This window comes from Streptomyces sp. 3330 (assembly GCF_031456635.1).
Lineage (GTDB): Bacteria > Actinomycetota > Actinomycetes > Streptomycetales > Streptomycetaceae > Streptomyces.
The window spans coordinates 409,171-428,440 of record NZ_JAVDVA010000004.1; the positions used below are offsets into that span (position 1 = coordinate 409,171).

Annotated in this window: 20 protein-coding genes; 9 read left to right on the forward strand and 11 right to left on the reverse strand. The window is 73.7% G+C overall.

The genetic code is table 11. The features are described 5' to 3' along the window. Positions 1–538: 538 nt before the first annotated feature. Positions 539–1,432, forward strand: coding sequence for a hypothetical protein (locus tag J2X68_RS09875; RefSeq protein ID WP_310432091.1), 894 nt, complete (start codon positions 539–541; stop codon positions 1,430–1,432). A 144-nt stretch (positions 1,433–1,576) separates the two neighbouring features. Here the strand turns inward: J2X68_RS09875 and J2X68_RS09880 are convergent, their stop codons facing one another. Continuing rightward, the gene (locus tag J2X68_RS09880; protein WP_310432092.1) at positions 1,577–1,984 is read right to left on the reverse strand and encodes a nuclear transport factor 2 family protein; all 408 of its coding nucleotides are present in this window, start codon (positions 1,982–1,984) and stop codon (positions 1,577–1,579) included. 79 nt (positions 1,985–2,063) lie between these two features. On the opposite strand from J2X68_RS09880, the gene J2X68_RS09885 reads away from it, so the two are divergent. After that, a complete protein-coding gene (locus J2X68_RS09885) occupies positions 2,064–2,627 on the forward strand; it encodes a PadR family transcriptional regulator (RefSeq protein ID WP_310432093.1) in 564 nt (187 codons plus the stop codon). A gap of 5 nt (positions 2,628–2,632) precedes the next feature. Then, positions 2,633–3,361: a class I SAM-dependent methyltransferase gene (locus J2X68_RS09890; RefSeq protein WP_310432094.1), complete on the forward strand. Its 729-nt coding sequence runs from the start codon at positions 2,633–2,635 to the stop codon at positions 3,359–3,361. Between the two features lie 15 nt (positions 3,362–3,376). On the opposite strand, the gene J2X68_RS09895 is transcribed toward J2X68_RS09890, so the two are convergent. From J2X68_RS09895 to J2X68_RS09925, 7 genes are all read right to left on the reverse strand, one after another. After that, the gene (locus tag J2X68_RS09895) at positions 3,377–4,135 is read right to left on the reverse strand and encodes a winged helix-turn-helix domain-containing protein (protein ID WP_310432095.1); all 759 of its coding nucleotides are present in this window, start codon (positions 4,133–4,135) and stop codon (positions 3,377–3,379) included. Between the two features lie 144 nt (positions 4,136–4,279). Further along, positions 4,280–5,446, reverse strand: a complete 1,167-nt coding sequence (locus tag J2X68_RS09900) for a serine hydrolase domain-containing protein (protein WP_310432096.1) — start codon at positions 5,444–5,446, stop codon at positions 4,280–4,282. Between the two features lie 107 nt (positions 5,447–5,553). Continuing rightward, positions 5,554–5,958 (reverse strand): nuclear transport factor 2 family protein, encoded by a 405-nt coding sequence (locus J2X68_RS09905; protein ID WP_310432097.1) that lies wholly within the window; start codon positions 5,956–5,958, stop codon positions 5,554–5,556. A 10-nt stretch (positions 5,959–5,968) separates the two neighbouring features. Next, positions 5,969–6,937 (reverse strand): acetylxylan esterase, encoded by a 969-nt coding sequence (locus tag J2X68_RS09910; RefSeq protein ID WP_310432098.1) that lies wholly within the window; start codon positions 6,935–6,937, stop codon positions 5,969–5,971. A gap of 87 nt (positions 6,938–7,024) precedes the next feature. Next, positions 7,025–7,612, reverse strand: coding sequence for a DUF3592 domain-containing protein (locus tag J2X68_RS09915; RefSeq protein ID WP_310432144.1), 588 nt, complete (start codon positions 7,610–7,612; stop codon positions 7,025–7,027). 155 nt (positions 7,613–7,767) lie between these two features. Beyond that, a complete protein-coding gene (locus J2X68_RS09920; RefSeq protein WP_310432099.1) occupies positions 7,768–8,523 on the reverse strand; it encodes a ferredoxin reductase in 756 nt (251 codons plus the stop codon). Continuing rightward, on the reverse strand, positions 8,516–9,121 hold the full coding sequence (locus J2X68_RS09925; RefSeq protein WP_310432100.1) for a sulfite oxidase-like oxidoreductase: 606 nt from the start codon (positions 9,119–9,121) through the stop codon (positions 8,516–8,518). The genes J2X68_RS09920 and J2X68_RS09925 overlap by 8 nt, the downstream gene beginning before the upstream one ends. 209 nt (positions 9,122–9,330) lie before the next feature. Between J2X68_RS09925 and J2X68_RS09930 the strand changes: the two genes are divergently transcribed. Both J2X68_RS09930 and J2X68_RS09935 read left to right on the forward strand, forming a co-directional pair. After that, positions 9,331–10,263 carry an NADP-dependent oxidoreductase gene (locus J2X68_RS09930; protein ID WP_310432101.1) on the forward strand — a complete coding sequence of 311 codons (933 nt, stop codon included), beginning with the start codon at positions 9,331–9,333 and terminating at the stop codon, positions 10,261–10,263. Continuing rightward, the gene (locus J2X68_RS09935) at positions 10,260–10,988 is read left to right on the forward strand and encodes a GNAT family N-acetyltransferase (RefSeq protein WP_310432102.1); all 729 of its coding nucleotides are present in this window, start codon (positions 10,260–10,262) and stop codon (positions 10,986–10,988) included. Before J2X68_RS09930 ends, J2X68_RS09935 begins: the two co-directional genes overlap by 4 nt. 15 nt (positions 10,989–11,003) lie before the next feature. Here the strand turns inward: J2X68_RS09935 and J2X68_RS09940 are convergent, their stop codons facing one another. Then, positions 11,004–11,465 carry a MarR family winged helix-turn-helix transcriptional regulator gene (locus J2X68_RS09940; RefSeq protein WP_310432103.1) on the reverse strand — a complete coding sequence of 154 codons (462 nt, stop codon included), beginning with the start codon at positions 11,463–11,465 and terminating at the stop codon, positions 11,004–11,006. 424 nt (positions 11,466–11,889) lie between these two features. On the opposite strand from J2X68_RS09940, the gene J2X68_RS09945 reads away from it, so the two are divergent. Then, positions 11,890–12,615 carry a putative protein N(5)-glutamine methyltransferase gene (locus J2X68_RS09945; RefSeq protein ID WP_399039611.1) on the forward strand — a complete coding sequence of 242 codons (726 nt, stop codon included), beginning with the start codon at positions 11,890–11,892 and terminating at the stop codon, positions 12,613–12,615. Here the strand turns inward: J2X68_RS09945 and J2X68_RS09950 are convergent. Both J2X68_RS09950 and J2X68_RS09955 read right to left on the reverse strand, forming a co-directional pair. Continuing rightward, positions 12,608–13,297 (reverse strand): hypothetical protein, encoded by a 690-nt coding sequence (locus J2X68_RS09950; RefSeq protein WP_310432105.1) that lies wholly within the window; start codon positions 13,295–13,297, stop codon positions 12,608–12,610. The genes J2X68_RS09945 and J2X68_RS09950 overlap by 8 nt on opposite strands. A 119-nt stretch (positions 13,298–13,416) precedes the next feature. Next, the gene (locus J2X68_RS09955; RefSeq protein WP_310432106.1) at positions 13,417–15,480 is read right to left on the reverse strand and encodes a SpoIIE family protein phosphatase; all 2,064 of its coding nucleotides are present in this window, start codon (positions 15,478–15,480) and stop codon (positions 13,417–13,419) included. Positions 15,481–15,721: 241 nt separating this feature from the next. On the opposite strand from J2X68_RS09955, the gene J2X68_RS09960 reads away from it, so the two are divergent. The 3 genes from J2X68_RS09960 (at position 15,722) to J2X68_RS09970 (ending at position 19,267) form a co-directional block, all read left to right on the forward strand. Next, positions 15,722–16,624, forward strand: a complete 903-nt coding sequence (locus J2X68_RS09960; protein WP_310432107.1) for a hypothetical protein — start codon at positions 15,722–15,724, stop codon at positions 16,622–16,624. 142 nt (positions 16,625–16,766) lie between these two features. Next, positions 16,767–17,135 carry a hypothetical protein gene (locus J2X68_RS09965; RefSeq protein WP_310432108.1) on the forward strand — a complete coding sequence of 123 codons (369 nt, stop codon included), beginning with the start codon at positions 16,767–16,769 and terminating at the stop codon, positions 17,133–17,135. A gap of 116 nt (positions 17,136–17,251) precedes the next feature. Then, positions 17,252–19,267 (forward strand): NADPH-dependent 2,4-dienoyl-CoA reductase, encoded by a 2,016-nt coding sequence (locus J2X68_RS09970; RefSeq protein WP_310432109.1) that lies wholly within the window; start codon positions 17,252–17,254, stop codon positions 19,265–19,267. The last annotated feature ends 3 nt before the right edge of the window (positions 19,268–19,270 follow it).

Sequence of the window (19,270 nt, forward strand, 5' to 3'; positions counted from 1 at the left end):
TGAGGTGCTGCGGGAAAGCCGCGGAACCGGTCGAAGACGACGGGTGATGCGGCGAACTGAAGGGAACCGGCACCGGCGCCCACAAGCGGGGCGTACACAAGTGCTGTCGGCACAGTAGCACGACGTTCGGTCCCGATGGCGTCAACGCGTCGAGGGCGGCGGTTGTTCCCGGATGCGCGGCACGGGTCCGGCGGCGGCCGGCCGGATCCGGCGTGACCGGCGCGGAGGGCGCCTCCCACAGCCGCGCCACGCACAGGGCCGGCGCCTCGAACTCCTCGCCCGCCCCGGGCCTGCGGGCCCCCGATCCGGTGACCGCCGTCCTCACCATGGCCAGCGGCGCGACCACGCGACCAGGGGAAGAAGGACCGACGGAACCGCACACATGAGGCCACCGCGCACACAGGAGAGGCGAGAGGGCATCCAGGAGAGGCGGGGCGATCGGCCCGGCCTCTTCCGGGTTCCGTCGCAGATGTCCTCAGAGGGTAACGATCCGTGACCGCCGAGGACTTGGGCCCTATTTCTGCATTATCTTCACGTCATGTCCACGCCGCCTCAGCCCCCGCAGCAGCCGGAGCAGCCGTCCGACGCGTCGGCCCAGCCGAGCGCGTACCCCTATCCGCATCCGCAGTCGCCGGCCCCCGGCGGTCCGTTGGGCTTCCCGCCGGCGGCGCCCGCCACGCAGGCCGGCCAGCCGGGCGTCCACGCCCAGCCGACCCTGGTCGGGCAGCCTGTGCAGCCCCAGCCGGTCAACCCCTACCTCCAGCACGGTCCGTACCCCGTGGTCGGACCGCCGCCGGGAAGCGGTGGCGGCGGCGCGGGGAAGGCCGTTCTGTGGGCGGCCCTCGGCGCGGTGATCGCGTCCGCCGCCTGGGCGGCCGGCGTCTTCCTGGTCAGCGCCGAGGCCGATCCGGACCTGCGCGGGTACGCGGCGCCGTCGAACCTGTGCAACTCCACGGACTACTCGTCCTTCAAGGAGGAGTACCCGGACAACGACAGCTCCCCGACGCACAACAGCCTCAAGGACGACGCCCTCGACGAGGGCCTGTGCAGCATCAGCCTGAAGAAGAGCACGTCCAGCTACGCGGACGCCTACCTCTACTCCCAGCTGGACCTGCACAAGAAGACCGACCCGGGACCGGAGTTCACCGCGGCCTGGGAGAACTACGGCGACTCGCACACGGGTTACGACGTGGAGGCCGTCACGGGCATAGGCGACGAGGCCTATCTCGTCAGCAACGACACCACGTCCGGCTCGTCGAGCGGATCCCTCTACGCCACGCTCGCCGTCCGCGACGGCTGGGTGACGTACACGATGAGTTACAGCGCCTACTACTCCTCGTACGACGAGGACACCGACCCGCCGACGCTCGACGAGGTCACCGGCTACCTGAAGACGGACACGCGGACGACCCTGGAGGACCTCAGGGGCTGAGGCCCGGCCAAGGAGGGGTCGCTCGGCACGGCGGCCGGCCCGCGGGCATCGCGCCTCAGCGGCCGGCCTCCTGCGCGTCCAGCGCGTTCGTGATCGCCATCACCCCGCCGTGCGCCGCGTACCCGCCCTCACCGCGGCCTGAGGTCAGGAGGCGGGGGCCGACCGGGCCTCCGCCTCTTCGAGTATCTGGTCGAACCGGGCACCCATCGCCGCCGCGAGAGCCTGGGCGCCCGACAACGGGCGCACCATGACGGTGAGTTCGTCGATGAGCCCCTCCTCGTTCAGGTGGATGAAGTCGCAGCCGGTCAGCTCCCGCTCGCCCACCCGGGCCCTGAACACCAGCGCGTGGTCACGCCCGTCGGCCCCGTCGAGCTCCCGCTCGTAGCGGAAGTCCTCGAAGACCTGCGTCACCCCGCGCAGGATCGACGCGGTGATCGCCTTGCCCGGGTACGGCTTGAACACGACCGGGCTGGTGAAGACCACGTCCTCGGCCAGCAGCGCTTCGACGGCCTCGAGATCGCCGGCCTCGACCGCCTCGCGGAACGCGCGCATCGGATCACCTCATCGCGTGAGTAGTAAATTTATTGAGTAAGTGTCGATGACAATAATCGCGTCCTGCTACCGTGTCCATATGTCCCTCAAGTACGCCGTCCTGGCCGCGCTCCTGGAAGGCGAGGCCTCGGGCTACGAGCTGTCGAAGGTCTTCGACGTCTCCCTCGCGAACTTCTGGCCCTCGACCCCGCAGCAGCTCTACCGCGAACTGGAGCGACTCGCGCAGGACGGCCTGATCGAGGCACGGGTGGTGCAGCAGGAACGCCGGCCGAACAAGAGGATGTTCACCCTCACCGAGGCCGGACGCGCGGATCTGGACGCCTTCGCCGCCACCCCGCCGCGGCGGCCCACCGCGATCCGCGACGAACTCCTCATCAGGATCCAGGCGATGGACGGCGTGGACCCCGAGGTGACCCGCGGCCTGGTCGAGGAGCGGATGGCCTGGTCCCGCGCCAAGCTCGACCGCTACCTGCGGGTGCGCGACCGCCTCCTCGGCGGGCGCACCGAGGACGCCTATCTGACCGAGGCCGACCGGATCGGCCCCTATCTCACCCTGATGGCCGGCATCGCCTTCGAGGAGACGAACCTGGCCTGGTGCGAACGTGCCCTGCTGCTCCTGAAGCGGCGGGCGGCCGTAGGCTGACGCGGATGTTCAGTCCCGAAGGTCCCACGCTGCGCGAACTCGCCGTCCAGGCCCTGTCGTCCGTCGAGCACGGCTACGACCTGCTGGCGCCGAAGTTCGACCACACGCCCTTCCGCACCCCGGACGCCGTCCTGGACGCGGTCGCCTCGGCCCTGAAGGAGTCGGGGCCCTACGAGGACGGCCTCGACCTGTGCTGCGGCACGGGTGCGGGGGCCGAGGTCCTGGCGACGGTGTGCCAAGGGAGCGTGACCGGCGTCGACTTCAGCGCCGGGATGCTGGCGCAGGCGCGTCGGCGGACCCGACCGGCGGGGCCGCCGGTGTCCTGGGTGCGCGCGGACGCCCGCGCCCTGCCGTTCACGGGCGCCTTCGACCTCGTGGTCAGCTTCGGCGCCTTCGGGCACTTCCTGCCCCGCGAGCTGCCGGGCCTGTTCGCCCAGGTGCGGACCGTGCTGCGGCCGGGCGGATGCTTCGCGTTCCCTGTCCTGGCCCCGCCGAGGCCGTCCTCGCCGGCGTTCTGGACGCTCCTCGGCTTCGACGCCGTGATGCGGGTGCGCAACGCCCTGTGGCGGCCGCCGTTCGTGATGTACTACCGCGCCTTCCGGCTCGGTGAGGTGCGGCGCGAACTGGAGCGTGCCGGGTTCCGTGTGGACCTCCGCGCCCTGACCGGGTTCGGGACGAGGAGCGACGGAAGTCCACGGGTGCGCATGGTCGAGGCGCGCCGCACTGACCCCTGATCCGGTCCGGCGGGATCACCCCGCCGCGGGCAGCGTGAACGCGTAGACCAGCGCCTCCCGCCGGGTGTCCACCACCAGGTCGGTGATCTCCAGCGGGCGCGCGTACTGGTCGTGCACGTGCCGGGTGACCCGCATCGACGGGTCGTCGTCGAGACGGGTGATGCAGTCCCGGTGGTGCAGGGTCAGGCCCGCCCGGCGCATCCAGTCGTAGGCCCGCCGGAGCTCCGGGGAGGCGCCCGAGTCGGCGCGGTCGCGGTAGCGGGCCAGTTCCTCCACCTCGGCCAGGGCCACCGCGGAGAAGGACGTGACGGCCGTGCGCAGACCGCGTCCGTCGGTGCGGGCGGACTCGTAGCGGTGCACCAGCGTCGGCCGGTGCGGGGCGAGTCCGAGCGCCTCGGCGTGCCCGGGCGGGGGCGTCTCCCAGCTCACGGCGGCGTGGGCCACCGCGGACGCGTCGTCCGCGGGCCGCGCGCCCACGGGGAAGGCGAGGAAGGACGGGGTGCCGAGCGGTCCGGCCGGCAGGGCGGCGTGACTGCCCCGCCGGTCCGTCTCGACCAGCCCGTCGCTGCGCAGGACCTCCAGGGCCTGCCGTACGGTCTGGCGGCTGACGCCGAAGTGCCCGGCCAGCTCGCGTTCGGCGGGCAGCCGTTCGCCGGGCGCGAAGGCGCCGGCGCGCAGCTCCCCGAGCAGCGCCGCGGCGATCCGCCGGTACAGCGGCCCGTCGTCGGGGTGCGGGTGGACGTGAGGGGTGGTGGGGGTGGTGCTGCGGGCCATGCCGCGCGCCTCCTGTGGGTGACGTGCCGTGGTCGTGCGGACTCGGTGCGCCACCAGATCTAGCATTGGTCTAAACCAGTTGGGAAGGGCGGGCCGCCCGATCGGCCGAAACCGGACCGCCCCGGCCCTCCTCCGCGCCGTCGCTCAGAGCGTGCTGTACAGGGCGTCCACCAACGCCGTCTTCCGCGGGTCGTCGGCGATGTGCGGTCCCATGCGGTTCATCACGTACCCCAGTGACACCCCGGCCTCCGGGTCGGCGAGCCCGCACGAGCCGCCGAAGCCGTCGTGTCCGAAAGCGCGCGGGTTCGGTCCGTACGATCCGTTCGGACCGCTGAGCCACAGGCCGAGCCCGATCTCCGTCTCGTGCGCGAAGCCCGCCCCCAGCACCAGGTCCCGGCAGGCGCCCTGCCCCTCGCGCACCCGCTCGGCCGCCTCGGGGGAGAGTACGCGCCGGCTGCCGTACGAGCCCCGGCCGGCGAAGATCCCGTACAGCGCGGCCACCGCCCGCGCGGTGCCGTGCCCGTTCGCCGCCGGGATCTCGGCGGCCCGCCACCGCGGTGAGTTGGCCTCCCGCGCGCCCGCCACCGGATTGGTCAGCGCGGCGAGCGCCGCCGGTGCCAACTGGCTGAAGACGGCGGCCTGTTCGCTGGACGAGACGACCGGCGGATGCACCAGCTCGGCGGCCCGCCCGGCCTCCTTCTCCGGCAGCCCGATCGTGAAGTCGACGCCGAGCGGGCCGGTCACCTCCCGCTCCAGGAAGGCTCCGGGCAGCAGGCCCGACACCCGCCGCACCAGCTCCCCGACCAGGAAGCCGTAGGTGAGCGCGTGATAACCGGACCGGGTGCCCGGCTCCCACCAGGGCTCCGTGGCCGCGAGCCGCGCGGTGGTGAACTCCCAGTCGTAGAGCTGCTCGAGGGAGTGCGGCTCGCGCAGCCCGGACAGGCCCGCCCGGTGCGACAGCAGATGCCGGACCAGCACGCCCTCCTTGCCCGCCGCGCCGAACTCCGGCCAGTAGGCGGCCACCGGGGCGTCGAGGTCGAGCAGCCCCCGGTCGGCGAGGAGGTGCGCGCACAGCGCCGTCGGGCCCTTCGACGTGGACCACACGTTGACCAGCGTGTCCGACTCCCACGCGCGGGTGCCCGCCGCGTCGGCCCAGCCGCCCCACAGATCCGCCACCGGCACGCCGTCGACCGTGACGCTCACCGCGGCGCCCAGCTCGCCCCGGTCGCGGAAGTTCTCCTCGAAGGCGTCGCGCACCGCCGCGAACCGGGGGTCGCAGTGGCCGTGGATCTGCGGGACGTGCTCGGACATGGGGCCTCCGTGGTCCGCCGGAACCCCGGACCGCTGCGGTGCGGCCCGGGCAACCCGAACATACCGACTGGTCGGACTGGAGGGAAGTGCGCCGACCGGGCGCGGGGTCACAGCAGGAACGTCCGCCCCGTCGGCTCCTGGTGGCCCTCCGCCGTGTGCCAGTAGTCCCGTGACTCGACCGCCAGCCCGCTCTCGTCGAACCGGGCGAAGACACAGCCGGCCAGCGTGCCCGCCGCCCCGTCCTCCTCGGACAGCACCCGGAACTCCGCCACCGCGACCCCGTCCGCGCCCACCAGCGGGGGCGAGAACCGCACGTCGGTCACCCGCTCCCTGGCGAAGGACCAGCGCAGATAGGCCTCCAGCTCGGTCCGCCCCCGGTGCGGCGCGCGGAACGGCATCGACCGGTGGACGCAGGCCTCGGCGTACAGCTCCAGCAGCGCCGCCACGTCGTGCGACGCCCACGCCCGCTCCCACACCCCGACGAACCGCTCGGCGGCGGCACGCGTGTCCACGGGCCGGCCCTCAGGCGTACGAGCGCAGCCAGCGCAGCTTGGCCGCCTCCTGATAAGGGCCGCCGCCCTCGTGGTCGTTGAAGTCGTACACCTCGATCTCCTTGTCCTCGTGCGCCCATGCGTTGAAGGCGGCGAACACGGTCGACGGCGGGCAGGTCTGGTCCTCCAGGGCCGCCGAGAACAGCGCGGGGGCCGAACCCCGGGACGCGAAGTGCACCCCGTCGAAGTACGCCAGGGTGCCCAGGACGTCCTGGGAGCGGCCGCGGTGCGTCTTCAGGAACAGGCCTATCTCGCGGTACGGGTGACGGTCCGTCAGGATCGCCGCGCGCGGGAAGTCGCACAGGAACGGCACGTCCGGGGCCACGCCCGCGAGATCCGGCACCAGACCGCCCACGGCGATCGTGATGCCGCCGCCCTGGCTCGCGCCGACCGCCACGGTGCGCGCCGCGTCGGTCAGCGGGTGGGAGCGGGCCGCCTCGACCGCGCGCACCGCGTCGGTGAACACCCGGCGGTAGTAGTAGTTCTCCGGGGCGTCGATGCCCCGCGTCATGAAACCGGGGTACGCGGGCGCGCCGCCCACCGGGTCCGCGGTGCCGCCGCCCCCGCCCCACGCGCTGCCCTGGCCGCGGGTGTCCATGATGAAGTGCGCGCGGCCCGTCGACGCCCACAGCAGGTGCTCGTGCGGCAGCCCGCGTCCTCCGCCGTAGCCGACGAACTCCACGACCAGGGGCAGCGGCTCCGCGGCCCCGGCGGGCAGCGTCAGCCAGCCCTTGACGGGATGCCCGCCGAACCCGGCGAAGGTCACGTCGTACACCCGCACCGTGGTCAGGCCCGTGTCGACCGGCTCGAAGCGGGCGTCCAGGTCGTGCGCGCGGGCCTCCTGGAGGGTCTTGGACCAGAACGCGTCGAAGTCCTCGGGCTCGGTGGACGTGCTGCGGTAGGCGCGGAGCTCCTCGTCGGCCAGGTCGAACAGGGGCATGAAGGACCGCCTTTTGTTAAGTGCCCATACGAATGATCACACCGTACGTGGGCACCAGGAGGCCCCGCCAGACCCTGGTCAGGAGCTTCAGGCGGGCCTGCGGCGGGTCCACTGGGGTTCGGTGCGGGCCCACTCCCGCTCCCACTCGCCCAGCCGGTGGCGCATCGCCACCCGGCGGATCACCGCGTGCCCGAGCAGCACCACGGCGGCGGTGCCCCCGGCCGCGCACGCGCCCATGGTGAGGGCGTGCTGCCACACCATCGTGTCGTTGGGCGGCGGTGCGACGCTCCGGCCCCGGGTGTCGAACCACACGTCCACCACCTCGCCCGCGCGCGTGCCCGCCGGGACCCGGGCGGTGGCCGTCCGCGCGGCCTCACCCGCCGGGGTCCACCGCACGGTCACCGGGAACATCGGCTGCCTGACGCCCTCCACCGAGGGCATGGTCTCGGGGATGTTCCCGACCACCTCGGCGCGCACATGGTGGCGTTCGGCCCGCAGCCGGTCCGCGACCGCCTGGGCGTCGGCATGACCCCACCGGCCGGCGAGCGTCCCGGCCAGCGGCACGGCGACCAGCAGCAGCACGCCGACGATCAGCGCCGTCCACGCCTCGACCACATCCGACCTGCGACGCAGCGGATTGTCCCGCTTGCGTCGGCCCCGCACCCGGCCTCGCATGTCGACCTCCTCGCCGTCACGCGTACGAGTGCCCACATGAGCGTCATACTCCGTTCGGAGTACATCGTTTCACGCATCGTTCACGTCGGCCCCTCGGCGGCCGGTGACGCGGGGGACGGGCGGGGCGGGAGCGGCCGGCGGGGCGGCCCGCGGGGTCAGCCGAAGCGCTCGATCCGGATGCGGTCGACCGGCTGCCCCGCCTGCACCAGGAGCCGCGAGGCGTGCTCGGCGAACGCGTTCGAGCCGCACACGTACGCCTCCCAGCCGCCGGCCGGCTCCTCGGCGAGCAGCGGAGCGACGTGATGTGCCGCGAGCCGCCCCACGGGCACGCCCTCCGGCGCGCTCCGGGTGAACACGGGAGTCGTCTCGGCGCCGTACTCCCGCGCGTAGATCAGCTCCTCGGGGCCACGCGCCGACACCAGCAGCCGCAGCGGCACGTCGAGGCCGCGCGCCCGGTGGTGGCGGACCATCGACATCAGCGGGACGACGCCCGAGCCGGCGCCGATCAGCAGTGCGGGGCGGTCGCCGGGCCAGGCGAAGAAGCCGCTGAGCGGGCCCCGCACCCGGACCTCGTCGCCCGGCTCGGCCCGGGTGTGGAACCAGCCCGAGACCTCGCCGCCGTCCACGTGGTCCAGGGTCAGCTCGACGTGCCCGCCGTCGTCCGGCGCGGAGGCGATCGAATAGTGCCGCTGGGCGGTGTAGCCGTCCTCCGCGGTCAGCCGCAGCATCAGGTGCTGGCCCGGAAGATGCCCCGCCCAGGCGGGCACCGCGAACCGGAAGGTGGCCGCGTGCGGTGTCTCGCGGCGGACCTCGGTGAGCGTCGCCGTCTGCCACAGGGCGGCGGCCCGGTTGCTCACGGCGATCCGGCCGGGCACCGCGAAGCGGGTCGGGGGAGTGAAGGTCTCAGTCACCGGCGTACCTCTGCTCCTCCCACGGGTTGCCCCGCGCGTGGTAGCCGTTCTGTTCCCAGAAGCCCGGCTCGTCGTGGTCGAGGAGCCGCAGGCCCGCGATCCACTTGGCGCTCTTCCAGAAGTACAGGTGCGGCACCAGCAGCCGCGCCGGACCGCCGTGCTCGGCCGCGAGGGGCTTCCCGTCGTACTCCCAGGCGATCCACGCCTTTCCGCCGGTCAGGTCGGACAGCGGCAGGTTGGTGGTGTAGCCGGTGTGCGCGTACGCGACGGCGTGGGTCGCCGACGCGTCGGGCCGGACGGCCGCGAGGAACGCGTCCAGGGACACGCCCCCGAACCGCACCCCGAACTTGGACCAGCTGGTCACACAGTGGATGTCACCCTCGTACGCGGACTCCGGCAGCGTGTGCGCCTCGTCCCAGTCCCAGGTGCGGGGCGCCGCGACCAGCCCGTCGACGCGGAAGGTCCAGTCGGCGGGTGCGAGGTCGGGCGTGACCTCGGCGGACAGCACGGGCCAGTCGTCGCCCGCGTCGTACTGACCGGGGGGCAGGCCCGGATGGTGGACGCGGGGGCGGCCGGTGAAGCCTCGGGTGACGTTCATGCGGTTCCAGCGTGAGGGCGGCGGTTTGCTGACGCAGTCCACCGTACGTGCATGTCAGCCGTGCTCCGCACCGCGTCCGCCCACCGATCGTTAAGCCCGTATGAACAGTCCCGCCAGGGAGGAATAGCTCTCGCGCCCCGGCCCTTGCACGTGTCGTTCCGGATCCAGCGGCCCAGCGGTCCGGTGCCAGCGAAGGAGAGTGGGAGCAGATGCCCGAGGCGTACGTCTTCACCCGGTACGGCGGCCCGGAGACCGAGGCCCTCGTCGACCTGGACCGCCCACGGCCAGGCCCCGGCGAAGTGCTCGTCGCGGTGCGCGCGGCGGGGGTGAACCCCGTCGACTGGAAGCAGCGCACCGGCTACCGGCGGCCCGGCGAGGGCGGCGAGCGCGCGTTCCCCGCCGTCCTGGGCAACGAGGTGTCCGGCGTGGTCGAGGAGAGCGGCGAGGGAGTCACCGGGTTCGCGCCCGGTGACGAGGTGTTCGGCACCGCGGTCGCGGGCGGCTACGCCGAGTACGCGCTGCTCGCCGCCGGGATCACCGCGCACAAGCCGGCCGCGCTGTCGTTCACCGACGCGGCGACCCTTCCCGTGGCCGCGGCGACCGCCTACGACGGCGTCCAGCAGCTCGACCTGCCGGCCGGAGCGACCCTGCTGGTCACCGGGGCGGGCGGCGGCGTGGGCGTCGCCGTCGCGCAGATCGCCCGGGCCCGCGGACTGCGGGTCGTGGGCGTCGCGAGCGAGGGCAAGAAGGACTTCCTGGAGTCGCTGGGCGCGGTGCACGTGACCTCCGGCCCGGACTGGGCGCAGGGCGTCCGCCGGGCGGCGCCGGACGGCGTCGACGGCGTCTGCGACCTCGTCGGCGGCGAGGTGCTGCGCGAGGCGGCCGGGCTGGTGCGGGACCGCTCGCGGCTGATCACCGCCGGAGCCCCGGCCGAGGAGGTCGAGCGGCTGGGCGGCGCGCGGGTGGCGCGCGCCCGTGACGCGGCCGTGCTGCGGGCGGTGGCGGACCTGGTCGTGCGCGGCGACCTGGACCCGCAGGTCACCCTCACGTTCCCGCTGGAGCGGGCGGGCGAGGCGCTGCGCGAGGTCGAGAGCGGCCACGCCCGCGGCAAGGTCGTCCTGGAGATCGGAGCGGACGCATGAGCGGCACCGGGCCCCGGCACGTCCTCGACAACCCCGCCCTCGCCTCCCTCACCGGTCCGCACGCCCACTTCGCCGAGCGCCGGGGCCGGGTGCTGCGCTACCCCCTCGACGTGTCGCCCTGGCTGGCGCTGCCGGACGAGCCGGACGCGGACGACTGGGCGGATCTCGCGGCGCTCGCCGGTCCCGGCGCGGAGGTCCCGCTGCCGGGCTTTCGCGGTGAGCTCCCGGCCGGGTGGGAGCTCACCCTGCAGGTCGAGGGCGTGCAGTTCGTCGACGACGGGCTGGCCGCCGCACCCGAACCCGAGGCGGTCCGGCTCGGTCCCGCCGACGTCCCCGAGATCCTCGACCTGATCGCCCGCACCCGGCCGGGCCCGTTCGAGGCCCGGACCATCGAACTGGGCGCCTACCTCGGCATACGGCGGGACGGCGCCCTGATCGCCCTGGCCGGCGAGCGTCTGCATCCGCCGGGCTGGACCGAGATCAGCGCGGTCTGCACCGACCCCGCCTTCCGCGGCGAGGGCCTCGCGACCCGGCTGATCCTGGCCGTCGCCCACGGCATCCGCGAACGCGGCGAGACGCCCTTCCTGCACACCGGCGCCGGCAACACGAACGCCATCCGCCTCTACGAGTCCCTGGGCTTCCGGCTGCGCCGCCGAACGGCGTTCCTGGCCGCACGGGTGCCGGAGCGGCTGGGGGAGGGGCGGGAGCCGGTCCCGGTGGCGTAGCGGGCCGGGCGGAGGTCAGAAGGCCGCCGGGGGAGGGAGGTCGCTCCCGGCGGCGGGCCCGCGCCACGCGTTGTAGCGCACGAGGTACTCCGCGAACCGCTCCAGGTCCGCCTCCGGCCACTGCGCCAGCCGTTCGCGGAAGGCCGTACGGCGGCTCTCGGTGACCTGGGCGAGCATGCGGCGGCCCGCGTCGGTGAGGTGCAGGACCTGGACGCGGTGGTCCTCCGGGTCCTGTCGCCGCTCGATCAGACCCGCCCGCTCCAGGGCGCCGACCTGGCGGCTGACCGTGGACTTGTCCAGGGCGTAGTGCGCGGCGAGGTCGGTGGCCCGGCAGCCGCCGCTCTCCTCCAGGTGGCCGAGGAGGGTGTAGGACACCAGCGACAGCTCGGGATGCAGCCGGCCCGCCGAGGCGCGGGCCCGCCGGGCGAAGCTCGTCATCTCCCGCTGGATCGTCTCCACGGCCTCGGCTGCTTCCACCGGTCCTCCCTCACTGCTCTGGTTGCATAGTACAACTTGGCGGACGGGGGTGCCCCGTGCCGGGAACGGCGTCCGATCTCTGGGGTAGGGTGGCGGCCGTCCGGCTGCGGAGGTCCCCAGTCGCGCGAGACCGAGGAGGTGAGACCCATTACCGCAGTGTCAGGTCGGGTGCTCTCCTCCGGTGACAGCGTGGATCGCCGCCGGTAGGCGACCGTGAGAGCGCCCTTCGGCTTCCGAAAGGCTTCTCGGCTTCATGCTCCCTCCTTCTCCCGCCTCCTCGCCCTCCCCTTCCTCACCCCTTCCGCCCCTCTCGCCTTCCCGTCCTTCGGCCTGCCCGGGTTCCTCGCCCGCGCCCGCCGCGGCTGCCGCCTCCCCGGGCGCCTCCCGTGACGACCTGGTCGCCGTTCTGCGCGGCGCCGGGTGCGTGTTCGCCGAGGACGAGGCCGAGTTGATCCTCGGCGCGGCCCGCACGCCGGACGAGGCCGCGGCCATGGCGGCCCGCCGGGCGGCCGGCCTGCCCCTCGAACACGTCGTCGGCTGGGCCGGGTTCCACGGTCTGCGGATCACCGTCGGGCCGGGCGTCTTCGTGCCCCGCCGCCGCACCGAGTTCCTCGTCGACCAGGCCCTCGCCGCGGTGCCGCACGCCTCGGTCGTCGTCGACCTGTGCTGCGGCTCGGGCGCGGTCGGCGCCGCCCTCGCCGCGTCCCTCGGACCGGTCGAGCTGCACGCGGCGGACATCGACGCGGCGGCGGTGCGCTGCGCCCGGCGCAACATCGCCGAGCACGGCGGACGCGCCTACGTCGGCGACCTGTTCGCGGCGCTGCCCGGACGACTGCGGGGCCGTACGGACATCCTGGCGGCGAACGTGCCCTACGTCCCCACGGACGAGGTCCCGCTGCTGCCGGCCGAGGCCCGCGACCACGAGCCGCTCACCGCCCTCGACGGCGGCGGCGACGGCCTGGACGTGCTGCGCCGGGTGGCCGCCGAGGCGCCCCGGTGGCTCGCCCCCGGCGGCTGTCTCCTCGTCGAGACCAGCGAGCGCCAGGCCCCGGCCGCCGTCGAGGCGTTCACCCGCAGTGGCCTGACGGTGCGTCTGGCCCACGACGAGGAGCTGTGCGCCCACGTGGTCGTCGGCACCAGGGTCAGGTAGGGGCTCCGCCGCCCGTGGGGCCCGGGGAGCGGTCCTCCCCGCGGTGCCACGGGCCGTGCCCGTGGGGGTCGCCGTGCCGGTCGCCCGGGCCGCGTTCGCCGAGGGCGCCGGACAGGACGCGGTCGGCGACGTACGTGTCACCGGAACGGGAGCCGAGGACGTGGACAGTGTCGCCCTTCTTCAGCGCGCCGGCCCCGGAGCCGGAGTCGCCGTCGGCCGACACGACCGTGTCCGCGCCCACCGTCCACGTCCACGAGACGCCGTCCTCGCTCCTGACGGTCACCCGGTCGTCGGCGGCCTTCGCGACGGTGCCCCGCTGCCAGACGCGGACGATCCACTCGCCGGTGCCGGGATCCCTGACGGTCGCCTCGCCGTGCGCCGCGTCCCCGCCGAGGCCGAACCACGGGCCGCCGTGGCCGTGCCGTCCACCGGGCCCCGCCGAGAAGGACGCGGACGGTGACGCCGACGGCGAGCCGCCCCCGGAGTCCCCGGAGGTCGCCGCGTACGCGACGGTGCCGCCCAGGGCCAGGACGGCGACCGCGGTGGCCGCGAGCAGCGCCCGGCCGCGGCCCGGCCGGCGCCGCCACGAGGCGCGCGCGTCCGCGCGGCCGCGCTCCCCGTCGACCGGTGCCGGGAGCTGTTCGGCCTCTTCCGGTCCTTGCGGCCTGTCCGGTTCCTGCATCACGGATCACTCTCCCTCGGCCACGACGGCGGCACCGCTGCCACGCCTCACTGTGATTGTCCGAGGTGCCCGGTAAGGAAGCGATAACGAAAGCCTGTGCGTCGGACGGGCGGCGCCGCTCACTCCTCGGGCCGCGCACGCGCCAGCAGCAGCGCCACGTCGTCGTGGTTGTCGGGGTGGTGCAGCGCGCTCAGCAGCAGGTCGCACACCTCCTCCAGGGGCCGCGCCGGATCGTCGAGCAGCGCCAGCAACGCCTCCAGGCGTTCGTCGAGCGAGTGGGTGCGGGTCTCGACCAGGCCGTCCGTGTACAGCACGAGCTGGTCGCCGGGGGCGAAGTCGACGTCGGTCGTGGAGAACGGCACCCCGCCCACGCCCAGCGGCGCGCCGGTGGGCAGGTCGAGCAGCTCCGGCGGGCGGCTCGCGCGCAGGTGCACCGGCGGCAGATGGCCGGCGTTGGCGATCCGGCATCTCCCCAGCCGGGGGTCGTGCACGGCGTACACACAGGTGGCGATGGAGTGGTCGAGGCCCTGGGTGATCCGGTCCAGATGCTCCAGGAGGACCGCCGGGTCGAGGTCGAGGGAGGCCAGCGTGGTCGTCGCGGTGCGCAGCCGGCCCATCGTGGCGGCCGCGTCGATACCGCTGCCCATCACGTCGCCGACGACGAGCGCCGTCTTGCCGTCCGGGAGCGGGATGACGTCGAACCAGTCGCCGCCGACCTCGGTGGTGGCGCCCGCGGGCTGGTAGCGGGAGGCGACCTCGAGGCCGCCGGTGACGGGCGGGTGGCTCGGCAGCAGGCTGCGCTGGAGGGTGAGCGCGGTGGTCCGGGCGCTCTGGTACCAGCGGGCGTTGTCGATCTGGACGGCCGCCCGGGCCGCCAGCTCGCGCGCGAGCAGCAGGTCGTCACGGCCGAACGGCAGGGGGTTGCGGGTGCGTTTGAGGTCGAGGGCGCCCAGCACCTCGCCCCGCGCGATGAGGGGCACGGCCAGATACGAGTGCACGCCGGCCCGTGCGAGCAGGGCGGCCGCCTCGGGGGAGTGGGCGATCCGCCCGAGGTCCTCGTCCTTGACCTGGGCCACCATGACCGGCCGGCCCGAGCGTACGCACTCGGTGACCAGCCGGTCCGGGGCGTAGCGGGCCACCTGCCCGGGCTGGTCGGCGGCCCGCAGGGCGTCCGGCTCGTCGGCGGCGCGCACCGCGAGGGCGCGGATCACGGCCGATTCGGCGGGCTTGAGACTGGTACGCCGGCCCGCCATCACCGCGTCGAGCAGATCGACCGCGGCCACGTCGGCCAGTTCCGGCACGGCCACGTCGGCCAGTTCGAAGGCGGTGCGCTCCAGGTCCAGGGTGGTGCCGATCCGGGCGGAGGCGTCCGCGATCAGCGCCAGCCGGCGGCGCGCCGCCTCGGCCTCCACGGCCGCGTGGTGCCGGTCGGTGACGTCGACGACCGAGACGGCCACGCCCAGCACCGTGCCGCGGGCGTCCTCCAGGCGGTACAGGGACAGGGACCAGACGTGGTCCTCGTCGGGATCTGCGGGGGTGCGGCCGACCGTGGACCGGTCGACGAGCGGCTCCCCGGTCCGCAGCACCTGGCGCGCCGCCGCCTCCAGGGCCGCGTCCAGCCGGGGCAGCACCTCGTGTATGGTCCGGCCGACGTGATCGGCGGCGGGTACGCCGTTGATCCGCTCCAGCGCCGGGTTGACCGACACGTACCGCAGGTCGGTGTCCAGGACGGCGAGGCCGTTGGGGGACTGGGCCACCATCCGCGTCGACAGCGCCAGGTCCCGTTCCAGCCGGCGCACCGTCGTGCGGTCGGTGGCCAGGCCGAGGGCGTAGACGTCCCCCCGGTCGTCCATCAGGCGCATGTTGCGGAACTCCACCAACCGGGTGGTGCCGTCCTTGCGCCGGATCGGGAAGGCGCCCGCCCAGCTCTCGCCGGTGGCCATGACGTCGGCGAACAGCTGCACGACCAGGTCGACGTGCCGTTCGTGCACCATCACATGGGCCGCGTAGCGCCCCAGCGCCTCGTTGGCCGAGTACCCGAAGAGCTCCTCGGCCTGGGGGCTCCACAGGGCGATGCGGCCCTGGGTGTCGAGCACCACAGAGGCCACGTTGAGCACGTCCAGCAGGCCGCTGGGCGCGGTCGGCCCACCGCCCTCAGCCGCGGACGATCCGGCTCCGTTCATGCCACGCACCGCCTCCGCGTATCGATGCGGCACGCCGTCCCCCGTGCCGACTCCCCTGTTCTACCGTGCTCAACCCTTTTCTCCCACGCCTCGCGCGCCCTTCTTCATGCTCCTCCAGTACGGCGTCGCGCGCCGTTCTCCTCAAGGCCCGCACCCGGTCACTGAATTGGTCTGTACATGACCATGAGGCCGGGCCAGACTGTCCGCCGAGCGCCCCCCACCCCCCTCGGCGAGGAGTCCCATGCCGCTGCGTCCTGTCCGCCGCCGTCGCGCCACGGCCGGCACCGCCCGCACCACCCGCGCCGGCCTCCTGGCGCTGGCCGTGGCCACGGTCACCGTCCTCTCCGCGGCCCCGCCCGCCGCGGCCGCCGACACCTGGACCGAGGTCGGCTCCGACCGCGCCGACCCGCTGACCGAGAGCCAGGGCCTGGCGTCGGTCGAGGTCCCGGCGGGCAGCGCCAACCGGTACACCGGCATCGGCACCATCCCCTTCTCGGTCTCCACCCGGGGCTGGAACCACGTCGGCGACCCCGACGCCTCCTACGACGGGTACTACGTCGAGCCGTACCAGAGCGACTCGAACAACGCGAAGATGTACCGCGTGCAGGCGCCCGGCGGCGCCTGGTCGGAGTACGTCCACGCACTCGGCACCGGCGAGGCCCTGAACAACTCGTGGTCGGCGATCACCCCGAACAGCCAGTGGATGCTGTCCGGCGAGTGGGGCACCATGACCCGGTTCCTCGTCTTCCCCACCCCGGGCGCCAACCCCGCCACCTCGCCCTCCGCGAACCTGCCGCAGGTGTCGACCGTCCGCCTCGACCACGCCGTGCGCGACGTCCAGGGCTGCGACTTCACCGGCCCGACCACCCTGCTGTGCGCCTCGGACGACCCGGCGGGCACCCTCTTCGGCATCACCAAGCCCCTTCTGCAGATCGACCTGTCCGCCGAACCGAACGGCACCTCCGACGTCACCGGTCACGTCACCGCCCTGCGCCAGGTCCCGCTGCGCAGCTCCTGCTCGGGCACGTTCGAGGCCGAGGGCGTCGACTACGACCGCCGTTCCGGCACCCTGCGGGTGATCGTCGTCTCGCCCGGGTTCTGTGTGCTGACCGACAGCAAGACCTACCGCCTCACCCGGAGCTGACCGCATCCGATCGGGGCCGACCGGGCCCCCGGCGCCCCTCCTGTCGCTGGTCCCCCACGGAAAGTGGTGCTTTTCTGGGGATGTGGCGCGGTTCGCGGGGAACCCGCTCTCCGCGCCACATCCCACGAGAGGAGCGATCACGATGGATCGCGAACGACCGCACGAGGAGTCCGTCTCCGTCGAGATCAGCGGATGCAGCAAGGAGGACGCGCGGATCGTCTTCGACGCGCTGAGCGAGTGCTTCGAGTCGGACCGCGGCACCGACGAGGCGCCGCAGCAACTGCACGAAAGCCGTCCGATGGTGTGGCTCGGCACCTTCGAGGTGACCGAGACGCACGACTGCGCCCGGCCGGCCCGGCTCTCGTCCTCCGTGGAGGCCGACGCGCAGGGCAGTTACTGGGCGATCGAGCGGCTCCGCTCCACGCTGGACTCGGTGTTCGCGGTACGCGACCTCTCCTCGGCCTCCGGGGACCAGGAGAGGCAGCTGCACGTCCTGCTGGAGAGCCGGTGAGGAGGCGTCGCCGGTGACCTGCGGCACATGATGCCCCTGCCATTGTGCAACTAGTTGCATAACCCGTGCGCGGTCCTCTAGAACTGGAGGGAAGACACCGCGCACGGAAGGCTGTCATGAGCCGTTACCCGCACCTGCTGAGCCCGCTCGACCTGGGCTTCACCACGTTGCCCAACCGCGTCCTGATGGGCTCGATGCACGTCGGCCTCGAAGAGGCCGAGCGCGGCTTCGAGCGCATGGCCGAGTTCTACGCCGCCCGGGCACGCGGGGGAGTGGGCCTCATCGTCACCGGCGGCATCGCCCCCAACGACGAGGGCCGGCCCTACGAGGGGGGCGCCAAGCTCACCACGGAGGCGGAGGCCGGGCAGCACCGCGCGATCACCGAGGCGGTGCACCGCGAGGGCGGCCGCATCGCGATGCAGATCCTGCACTTCGGCCGGTACGCCTACCACCGGGACCTGGTCGCCCCCAGCCCGCTCCAGGCGCCGATCAGCCCCTTCCCGCCGCGCGAGCTGACCGACGCCGACATCGAGCGGACCATCGACGACTACGCCCGCGCCGCCCGCCTCGCCCGGCAGGCCGGCTACGACGGCGTCGAGATCATGGGCTCCGAGGGCTACCTGATCAACGAGTTCATCGCGGCCCCGACCAACCACCGCACCGACCGCTGGGGCGGTTCCTACGAGAACCGCACCCGCTTCCCGCTGGAGATCGTGCGGCGGGTGCGCGAGGCGGTCGGCGAGGACTTCATCGTCATCTACCGGCTGTCGATGCTGGACCTGGTGCCCGGCGGCTCGACGCTGGACGAGGTGGTCGCCCTCGCCAAGGCCGTCGAGGAGGCCGGCGCGACGATCATCAACACCGGCATCGGCTGGCACGAGGCGCGCATCCCCACCATCGCCACCTCCGTGCCGCGCGGCGCCTACACCTGGGTGACGAAGAAGCTCATGGGCGCGGTCTCGGTGCCGCTCGTCACCACCAACCGCATCAACACCCCCGAACTCGCCGAGGAACTGCTCGCCGACGGCTGCGCGGACATGGTGTCGATGGCCCGCCCGATGCTCGCCGACCCCGAGTTCGTGGCCAAGGCCGCGGCCGGCCGGCCCGAGGCCATCAACACCTGCATCGGCTGCAACCAGGCCTGCCTCGACCACACGTTCAGCGGGAAGATCACCTCCTGCCTGGTCAACCCGCGCGCCTGCCACGAGACCGAGCTGGTCCTCGCCCCGACCCGGCTGCGCAAGCGGGTCGCGGTGGTGGGCGCCGGCCCGGCGGGTCTGGCCTGCGCCGTGAGTGCCGCCGAACGCGGTCACGACGTCACCCTCTTCGACGCGGCGAGCGAGATCGGCGGCCAGCTCAACGTGGCCCGCAAGGTCCCCGGGAAGCAGGAGTTCGACGAGACGCTGCGCTACTTCCGCCACCAGCTCGACGCGCACGGCGTGGACGTACGGCTCGACACCCCCGTCGCCGCGCAGGACCTGGCCGGCTACGACGAGGTCGTCGTCGCCACCGGCGTCAGCCCCCGCACCCCCGACATCCCCGGCGTCGACCACCCGAGCGTCGTCGGCTACCTCGACGTCCTGCGCGACGGCGCGTCCGTCGGCGAGCGCGTCGCCATCCTCGGCGCGGGCGGCATCGGCTTCGACGTCGCGGAGTTCCTCACCGACGGCGGCGACAAGGCGAGCGAGGACCCGGCGGCCTACTTCCGCCAGTGGGGCGTCGACATGGACTACGAGGGCCCCGGCGGTCTCACGGCCCCCGAGCGCCCGGCCCCGCCGCGCCAGGTCCACCTCCTCCAGCGCAAGACCGGCAAGGTCGGCGCGGGCCTCGGCAAGACCACCGGCTGGATCCACCGCACCGAGCTCAAGCACCGGGGCGTCACGATGGTCCCCGGGGTGCGCTACGACCGGATCGACGACGCCGGGCTGCACCTCACCGTCGACGAGCGGAGCATGCTCCTGGAGGTCGACACCATCGTGCTGTGCACGGGCCAGGACCCGCGCCGGGACCTGTACGACGCGCTGGTGGCCGACGGCGCGAAGGTGCATCTCATCGGGGGCGCCGACGTCGCCGCCGAACTGGACGCCAAGCGTGCCGTCCAGCAGGGCACGGAACTGGCGGCGGCGCTGTAGGGC